Source organism: Streptomyces bambusae (assembly GCF_019400985.1).
Lineage (GTDB): Bacteria > Actinomycetota > Actinomycetes > Streptomycetales > Streptomycetaceae > Streptomyces > Streptomyces bambusae_A.
Genome location: NZ_WTFF01000583.1, coordinates 1 through 2,066, shown reverse-complemented (window position 1 = coordinate 2,066; position 2,066 = coordinate 1). Strand labels below are relative to the sequence as shown.

The 2,066-nt window shown below is 74.0% G+C and carries 2 protein-coding genes and 1 pseudogene; 2 read left to right on the top strand and 1 reads right to left on the bottom strand.

The features are described from left to right. Positions 1-297: 297 nt before the first annotated feature. Complete coding sequence (locus GPJ59_RS35770; protein ID WP_219672291.1) at positions 298-1,275, bottom strand: carbohydrate kinase family protein; 978 nt, start codon at positions 1,273-1,275, stop codon at positions 298-300. A 132-nt stretch (positions 1,276-1,407) separates the two neighbouring features. Between GPJ59_RS35770 and GPJ59_RS35765 the strand changes: the two genes are divergently transcribed. Both GPJ59_RS35765 and GPJ59_RS35760 read left to right on the top strand, forming a co-directional pair. Then, on the top strand, positions 1,408-1,620 hold the full coding sequence (locus GPJ59_RS35765; protein WP_219672290.1) for a hypothetical protein: 213 nt from the start codon (positions 1,408-1,410) through the stop codon (positions 1,618-1,620). A gap of 102 nt (positions 1,621-1,722) precedes the next feature. Continuing rightward, positions 1,723-2,066 (top strand): annotated as a pseudogene (locus tag GPJ59_RS35760) (hypothetical protein); the annotation flags it as partial.

Below are 2,066 nucleotides of genomic sequence, written 5' to 3'. Positions count from 1 at the left end.
CCCCCCCCCACCACCCCCCGGGGGGGGCGTACGACCCCGCCAGCACCCCCCCCCCCCGCCGCGGGCCCCCCGCGCCGCAGCCCCCCCCCCCCCCCCCCCCCCGGCGCCCCCCCCCCCCCCCCCCCCCCCCGCGGGTTTACCCCCCCACTTCCCAGCCCCGCCGGCGTTTGAGGCGCGGGGGCTCGGGGGCAGAGCCCCCGACAACGGCGCCGCGCCTGCGCACGGACCGCGCCCCGCGCCGGTCGGGGGCCCGGAGGGCCCGGGGGCCAGGGGGCCCGGGGGCCAGGGGGCCCCAGGTCAGTGCGGAAGGTGTGCCTGGACCTCGGCCGCGGCCGTGTCGCCGTACGCCTTGGTGAAGCGCTCCATGAAGTGCGCCCGGGCCAGCGTGTACTCCTGGGTGCCGAGGGTCTCGATGACCAGCGTCGCCAGCATGCAGCCGACCTGGGCGGCGCGCTCCAGGCCGACGCCCCAGCCGAGGCCGGTCAGGAAGCCGGCGCGGAAGGCGTCGCCGACGCCGGTCGGGTCGATCTTGGCGTTCTCCTCGGGGCAGCCCACGACGATCGGCTCGTGGCCGACGCGCTCGATCCGGACGCCCTGGGCGCCGAGGGTGGTGACGCGGGTGCCGACCTTGGCCAGGATCTCCTCGTCGGTCCAGCCGGACTTCGTCTCGATGAGGCCCTTCTCGTACTCGTTGGAGAAGAGGTAGGTCGCCCCGTCCATCAGGGTCCGGATGTTCTCGCCGTCCATCCGGGCGATCTGCTGCGAGAAGTCCGCGGCGAAGGGGATGCCGCGGGTCCGGCACTCCTCGGTGTGGCGCAGCATCGCCTCGGGGTCGTCCGCGCCGATCAGGACGAGGTCCAGGCCGCCGACCCGGTCCGCGACCGCCTTCAGCTCGATCTGCCGGGCCTCGCTCATCGCGCCGGTGTAGAAGGAGCCGATCTGGTTGTGGTCCTTGTCCGTGGTGCACACGAAGCGCGCGGTGTGCAGCACCTCGGAGATACGGACGGAGGAGGTGTCCACGCCGTGGCGGTCGAGCCAGGCGCGGTACTCGTCGAAGTCGTAGCCGGCGGCGCCGACCAGGATCGGGTGGGCGCCGAGCTGGCCCATGCCGAAGCAGATGTTCGGGCCGACACCGCCCCGTCGGACGTCGAGGTTGTCGACGAGGAAGGAGAGGGAGACCGTGTGCAGCTGGTCCGCGACCAGCTGGTCGGCGAAGCGGCCGGGGAAGGTCATGAGGTGGTCGGTGGCGATGGAGCCGGTGACTGCGATACGCACGGCGTGGATGCTCCTGCGAGGGGCGGCGAAGGGACAGTCAACGCTACCCGGTCCCGGGCCCTTCGACCGACCGGATGAAACTACCCCGTAGTAGCCCTTTCTCCGCACCGCCGCCGTGCCTACGGTGCCCTCATGACCTATACCGATGGTTTCGGGTACTCCGGCTTCACCAAGCTGCTGGGCGACTGCGCCCGGATGGCCCCGCACTGGACGGTCCCGGCCGATCCGCGGCCGCCCCGGGTGGAGCCCTGGCAGATCCACGGGATCAGCGTCCCGCGGGCGTCGGCGCAGCTCATCGCCGGCACCGCGCAGTACGGGGACGGGTCGGGAGGCGGCGGCCGGTAGGACCGGAACCAGCCGGTCGGCGGACGGACGGGAACCGTCGGCGGGCCTGCCACGTCACACCCGCATCACGCACACGGGCGAGGCAGGCGAAGGAGCGATGCGGTGACCAGCGAGCAGCAGCACACCAGCCCTCATCCCCACCACCGGCGGCGGCGGAACTGGGCGGTCGGCTCGATCGCGGCAGCCGTGCTGGTGGCCGGGGGCGGGACGGCGTACTGGGCGTCCTCGGCCTACGGCGGCAGCGGGAGCGGGAGCGGCGCCGCCGCGGACGCCTCGGCGGCGCTGCGGGCGCCGTCGGCGATCGGCCCGTCCCCGTCGGCGCCGGGCATCGCCTCCGGCGAGACGGACCCGTCCGGCGGCGGGGTCACGCACCTGTCTCTTATACACCATGCCGGGGCCACGATGCCGAGGATGGTTTCGGAGTGCGTAGTACTGCTGGACCAACA